This window comes from Dietzia sp. B19 (assembly GCF_014145155.1).
Lineage (GTDB): Bacteria > Actinomycetota > Actinomycetes > Mycobacteriales > Mycobacteriaceae > Dietzia > Dietzia natronolimnaea.
The window spans coordinates 1-6,015 of the sequence record NZ_JAALED010000206.1; the positions used below are offsets into that span (position 1 = coordinate 1).

7 protein-coding genes and 1 pseudogene are annotated in these 6,015 nt (G+C 68.3%); 7 read left to right on the forward strand and 1 reads right to left on the reverse strand.

Features of this window, described 5'->3' with window-relative positions; translation table 11 throughout:
- From G6020_RS06875 to G6020_RS06885, 3 genes and pseudogenes are all read left to right on the forward strand, one after another.
- Positions 1–290 (forward strand): annotated as a pseudogene (locus tag G6020_RS06875) (HNH endonuclease); the annotation flags it as partial.
- A 139-nt stretch (positions 291–429) separates the two neighbouring features.
- Entirely contained in the window at positions 430–1,524 is a 1,095-nt protein-coding gene (gene arsB / locus G6020_RS06880; RefSeq protein WP_241731326.1) for an ACR3 family arsenite efflux transporter, read from the forward strand.
- Positions 1,521–1,976: a low molecular weight phosphatase family protein gene (locus G6020_RS06885; protein WP_182610111.1), complete on the forward strand. Its 456-nt coding sequence runs from the start codon at positions 1,521–1,523 to the stop codon at positions 1,974–1,976. The genes arsB and G6020_RS06885 overlap by 4 nt, the downstream gene beginning before the upstream one ends.
- Before the next feature lie 23 nt (positions 1,977–1,999).
- On the opposite strand, the gene G6020_RS06890 is transcribed toward G6020_RS06885, so the two are convergent.
- On the reverse strand, positions 2,000–2,425 hold the full coding sequence (locus G6020_RS06890) for a pyridoxamine 5'-phosphate oxidase family protein (RefSeq protein WP_179523623.1): 426 nt from the start codon (positions 2,423–2,425) through the stop codon (positions 2,000–2,002).
- Positions 2,426–2,604: 179 nt separating this feature from the next.
- Here G6020_RS06890 and ectA point away from each other — a divergent pair, with 179 nt between their 5' ends.
- The 4 genes from ectA (at position 2,605) to G6020_RS06910 (ending at position 5,918) form a co-directional block, all read left to right on the forward strand.
- Positions 2,605–3,117 (forward strand): diaminobutyrate acetyltransferase, encoded by a 513-nt coding sequence (gene ectA, locus G6020_RS06895; protein ID WP_182610112.1) that lies wholly within the window; start codon positions 2,605–2,607, stop codon positions 3,115–3,117.
- Positions 3,118–3,184: 67 nt separating this feature from the next.
- A complete protein-coding gene (ectB, locus tag G6020_RS06900) occupies positions 3,185–4,480 on the forward strand; it encodes a diaminobutyrate--2-oxoglutarate transaminase (protein WP_182610113.1) in 1,296 nt (431 codons plus the stop codon).
- 40 nt (positions 4,481–4,520) lie between these two features.
- Positions 4,521–4,943, forward strand: coding sequence for an ectoine synthase (locus G6020_RS06905; protein ID WP_179523620.1), 423 nt, complete (start codon positions 4,521–4,523; stop codon positions 4,941–4,943).
- 147 nt (positions 4,944–5,090) lie between these two features.
- A complete protein-coding gene (locus G6020_RS06910; RefSeq protein ID WP_182610114.1) occupies positions 5,091–5,918 on the forward strand; it encodes a PIG-L family deacetylase in 828 nt (275 codons plus the stop codon).
- The last annotated feature ends 97 nt before the right edge of the window (positions 5,919–6,015 follow it).

Consider the following 6,015-nt stretch of genomic DNA (forward strand, 5'->3'; position numbering starts at 1 on the left):
AACAGGCCCGAGCCGAACAGGACGCCTGGGACGTCCAGCAGGCCCGCAACCCCGAGCCGGACACCGCGGACGGCGACCTGCTGTCCGAGCCCACCTACTGGGCCCGCCGTGCCGCCCGCCACCGCGCAGAACGCGCCCGGGCCGACCGCTCCGGCCCCGATCGCGCGAGTCCTGATGGCACCAGGCCTCCCATCGGTCGCTGGTGGGATCGCAACAAACCGGTGGTCAGCCGTGCCGAGGAGCAGGTTCACCAGCTCCTCGACGAGATCCTCCACCCGCCACCGTTCTGAGCTCGCACAACCCGGTGGCGTGCGTCATACATTGACCGACATCGATGGATTGCCTAGGGTTGGGCGCATGAGCACCCAGGTATCGGCGACCGCCGGCCCCCCTTCCCCCGCCGATCCCGACGCCCCGGTCGCCGCGCGGATGTCCTTCCTCGACCGCTACCTGGCCGTGTGGATCCTCGCGGCCATGGCTCTCGGGCTCCTGCTCGGGCGTCTGGTGCCCGGTATCGCCGAGGCGCTGGAGGCGGTCGAGGTCGGAGGAGTCTCGGTCCCCATCGCGGTCGGTCTGCTGGTGATGATGTACCCCGTCCTGGCCAAGGTCCGCTACGACGAGACGCGTCGCGTCACCGGGGACCGCAGGCTTCTCCTGCTGTCCCTCGCACTGAACTGGCTGGTCGGTCCCGCGCTGATGTTCACGCTGGCCTGGCTGATGCTGCCGGACCTCCCCGAGTACCGTACCGGCCTGATCGTGGTCGGCCTGGCCCGCTGCATCGCGATGGTGTTCATCTGGAACGACCTCGCATGCGGCGACCGGGAGGCTGCGGCGGTGCTCGTCGCGATCAACTCGGTGTTCCAGGTGATCGCGTTCGCGGGCCTGGGATGGTTCTACCTCCAGGTCCTCCCGGGCTGGCTGGGGCTGGAGACCACCACCGCCGGGTTCTCGGTATGGGCGATCGCGCTGAGTGTCCTCGTGTTCCTCGGTATCCCGCTGCTGGCCGGGTTCCTCACCCGGCACTTCGGCGAGAAGGCCAAGGGGCGGCAGTGGTACGAGGAGTCCTTCCTGCCCAAGATCGGTCCGTGGGCGCTGTACGGCCTGCTGTTCACCATCGTCGTGCTCTTCGCGTTCCAGGGCGACACCATCATCGGACGGCCTCTCGACGTGGCGCGGATCGCGCTGCCCCTGCTGGCCTACTTCATCCTCATGTTCGGCGGGAGCCTGCTCGCCGCCCGTGCTTCAGGCCTGAACTACGCCAAGTCCACCGCGGTCGCCTTCACCGCCGCGGGCAACAACTTCGAACTCGCGATCGCCGTGAGCATCGGCACCTGGGGAGTGGCGTCCGGCCAGGCGTTGGCAGGGGTGGTCGGGCCGCTCATCGAGGTGCCCGTGCTCATCGCGCTCGTGTACGTGAGCCTGTGGGCGGGCAAGCGTCTGTTCAAGGGTGACCCGACGGTCCCGAACGCGATTCACCAGGACATGTCGGCCTCCGGCCGCTCGCCTGAGGATGGTGCTCGATGACGCACCACGCTCCGGCGCGCCCCACGGTCCTGTTCGTGTGCAAGTCCAATCGTGGCAAGTCCCAGATGGCGGAGGCGCTACTGCGTCACGCGGCGGGGGACGCGGTGGAGGTCCACTCGGCCGGTACGCGACCCGCGCTGGGGCAGTCCCCCAACGCAGAGGCCGTGGTCGCGCTCGCCGAGCTCGGCGCCGACATGTCGGGCGGCACCGCGGCGGCGGTGGATCACGACATCATGCGCCGCGCGGACCGCGTCGTCGTACTCGGGACGGCCGCACGGCTCGAGCCCGTCGACGGGATGCGCTCGGCCATCGACGTCTGGGAGACCGATGAACCGAGCGAGCGGGGAATCGAGGGTGCGGAGCGGATGGCACTGATCCGCGACGACATCGACGCCCGCGTGAGACGGCTGTGGGCCGAGCTGTCCGAACAGGGGACAGGTCACGCCGACTGACCGCCCCCCCCCGGACCTCACGGCTAACCGGTGTAGCGTTCCGGCTCCTCGCCGAAGGTGAAGCCGCGGCCCGAGATCTGCTCCGGTGTGATCTCCACGAAGTTGTACTTGAGCGTGGGGATCCACGGCTTGAGGTCGAGTTCCTCGGCGCGGTTGATCTCAGCGAAGCTGTCGAGCCGTCGGGCTTCGCCCCGGACGACCACCGACCACGCCTCCTCGTCCTGGATGTGGTCGACCTGGAAGACCACGTCGGGGTGAACGGTGAGGCCGGCGAGCTTGCTGCCCTCCGCCGTGCGGAAGAAGATCCTGCCCTCCGTCGACAGCGCGTAGTTGACGGGGAAGATGTCGGCCCGCCCGCCCGAGACGGTGATCAGACGGCCGAGCGACTCGGTCGCCAGCAACTCGAGTGAGCGGCCCTCGTCGAATTCGGTGATCGGGTTGTGGTCCATGAAAATATTCTCCCAGGCTCCGGCCCGGTAAGGAAGACCATCGCGACCACGGACGGGGCCGCACCGGGTGACGGACGTCACTGCACGGCGGTCACCTGCGGACTCGCCCGGCAATCGGGTAACGATCCGGCGAAGGTAGATGCGGCAACCGGTCCACGTCATTACGGTGGTAATTACCTATGAACCCAGGAGAACGAGAAGCACCCCGTAACCCTGATTCGTCCGACGCGGTTTTCCGCCCGCCCACCGCGGCAGACGGAAATCGCATGTGGGAGATCGCCCGCGACAGCGGAGTACTCGACCTGAACTCCTCCTATGCCTACGTGCTGTGGGGAGCGGAGTTCTCCGAGAGTTCGGTGGTCGTCGAGGTCGAGGGCCGCGTGGTCGGCTTCGTCACCGGATTCCTGCGCCCCTCGGAGCCGGACACGATCTTCGTCTGGCAGGTGGGCGTCGACGCGGACCAGCGCGGTAAGGGTCTGGCCGCACGGTTGCTCCACAACCTCATGGACCGGCTCGCCGAGCGCGGCGTGGTCCGCCTGCGCACCACCATCAGCCCGGACAACGAGGCGTCCCAGCGCACTTTCGGCGCCGTCGCGCGCGATCGGGGCATGACGTTGTCCAGCGAGGACTACCTCGGCGCCAAACTGCTCGGTGACGGGCACGAACCCGAAGATCTCTACACGATTTCCTAACAGGGCGCCCGGACGCATCCGTCCGCCGCCGCCGCCCGACACCATTGTTGATGGAGTGATCACCACCATGACCGAAGCCACGCACGACGCCAATCTGGACACCTCGATCTTCTCCGACCGCGAATCCGAGGTCCGCAGCTATTCCCGCAACTGGCCGGTGGTGTTCGACACCGCGAAGGGTGCGAAGCTCACGACCGTCGACGGGGACGACTACCTGGACTTCTTCGGTGGCGCCGGCGCACTGAACTACGGCCACAACGACGACGACATGAAGAGCGCGCTGCTCGAGTACATCCAGCGCGACGGCGTCACCCACTCGCTCGACAAGTACACCGTCGCCAAGCGCGCCTTCCTCGAGACCTTCACCTCGACGATCCTCGAGCCGCGGGGGTTGGACTACAAGGTGATGTTCCCCGGGCCGACCGGGACGAACGCCGTCGAGTCGGCGCTCAAGCTGGCCCGCAAGGTCACCGGCCGCGAGGCCATCATCAACTTCACCAACTCGTTCCACGGCATGACCCTCGGGTCGCTGTCTGTCACGGGTAACTCCATGAAGCGCGCCGGTGCCGGGATCCCGTTGGTCCACGCCACGCCGATGCCGTACGACAACTACTTCGGCGGCGTGACCGAGGACTTCCAGTGGATGGAGCGCGTACTGGTCGACTCCGGTTCGGGCATGAACCGCCCGGCGGCCGTGATCGTCGAGTGCGTCCAGGGCGAGGGCGGTATCAACGCGGCACGCGCCGAGTGGCTGAGGGCCCTCGACGAGCTGTGCAAGCGCCACGAGATCCTGCTCATCGTCGACGACGTCCAGATGGGCTGCGGCCGCACCGGCGAGTTCTTCTCGTTCGAGTTCGCCGGCATCAAGCCGGACATCGTCACCCTGTCCAAGTCGATCGGCGGCTACGGCCTGCCGCTGGCGATCACCCTGTTCAACCGCGAGCTCGACGAGTGGACCCCGGGCGAGCACAACGGCACGTTCCGCGGCAACAACATGGCGTTCGTCACCGCCGAGGTGGCGCTGCGGAAGTACTGGTCGGACGACAAGCTGCAGAACCGCACGCTCGAGAACGGCCGGATCCTCCGCGAGCGCTTCTCCCCGCTGGTCTACAAGTACGAGGGCAAGCTCGAGCTCCGCGGCCGCGGCATGGCCTTCGGTATCGCCTTCCTGGAGAAGCCGGAGCTGGCCGCAGAGGTCATGGCCCGCTGCTTCGACAACAAGATGCTGGTCGAGACCGCCGGCCCGAGCGACGAGGTCGTCAAGTTCCTCGCCCCGCTCATCCTGACCGACGAGGAGCGCGACCGCGGAATCGAGATCTGCTACGAGGCCGTCGACCACGTCCTCGCCCAGCAGTACCTCTGAGCCCGCCCGGACCACCACACCTTCCCCGAGGAGGCACCACATGATCGTTCGCACCACCGCAGAGATCACCGACACCGACCGCCACATCAAGGGCAACAACGGCAACTGGGAGTCCAAGCGCATCGTCCTGGCCGACGACCGGGTGGGGTTCTCGTTCCACGAGACCACCATCGCCGCCGGAACGACCAACGACTTCCACTACGCCAACCACATCGAGGCCGTCTGGTTGACCCGGGGCAAGGGCACGTTGCGGGACCTCACGAACGACAAGGAGTACCCGCTCGAGGCGGGTTCGATGTACCTGCTCGACGGTCACGAGAAGCACCAGGTCATCGTGGAGGAGGAGATGCAGATGCTCTGCGTCTTCAACCCCCCGGTCGTCGGCGACGAGAACCACGACGAGAACGGCATCTACCCGCTCCTGCGCCTGCAGGACGACGGATCGGTCGTGCGCGAGAAGTAGGCCCCACACGCACCACCCGCGCCCTCCCCGGCCGAACCCGCTCCACCCGGAGCGGTGTCGACCGGGGAGTCGTGCGTGGGGGGTCGCGCGTCGGGTTCGGTCCGTTCCGGTCGCACACCCGGCCGGGCGGGAGGGCACACTGGTCGGGTGTCCACGATCGTGTTCCTCCACGCCCACCCCGACGACGAGACCTCGCAGACCGCCGGGATGATGGCCCTCGCCTCGCGCGGTGGTCACCGCGTCGTCACGGTCTTCGCCACCGACGGCGACCACGGCCAGCGACCCGACCACCTCGGGCCCGACGGCGACCTGGTCGACCATCGGCGCGGTGAGGCCCGGGCCGCGGCAGCGGTACTGGGTGTCGCCCGGATCGACTGGCTGGGGTACCGGGACTCGGGGATGACCGGCTGGGCCCAGAACGACGATCCGCTGTGCCTGCACAGCGCCGACACCGACGAGGCGGCCGGGCGGCTCGCCCGGATCCTCGACAGAGAGGACGCCGACGTCCTGGTGGGGTACGACCACCACGGGAACTACGGGCACCCGGATCACCTGGCCGTCCACCGCATCGCCCGCCGCGCGGTGGAGTCGGCGGCCCGTCGCCCGCGGTTGTTGGAGGCCACGACCAATCAGGACGCCCAGCTCGAGATGCTCGACAGCCCCGAGGCGGCGGAGTTCCTGGCGGCGTTCGCGTCCGGCGGCATGGACGTGGAGGAACTGCGCCGGATGATCCTCACCGGGGACGACGGGCTGCCGGTCGGGGTCCCGCAGTCGGAGATCGCGTGGGCGATCGACCTACCCGCGGACGTCGTGCAACTCAAGCGTCGCGCGATGGAGTGTCACGCCAGTCAGACCAGCGACATCGGCATGATGCTGGCCTTCCCGCCGGACATCTACACCGTGGCCTTCGGAACCGAGTACCTCATCGAGCCCGGCGCGGACGGGCCGATGCGCCGCGAATGGCCGTTCGGCTGAGCGAGCCCGACCCCAGCCCGACCCGGCCTTCAGGGCACGTCGAGCGCGCGGACCCAGTCGCCGTGGCCGTGCGCCGTGGCCAGGGGCCGCCCGTTGA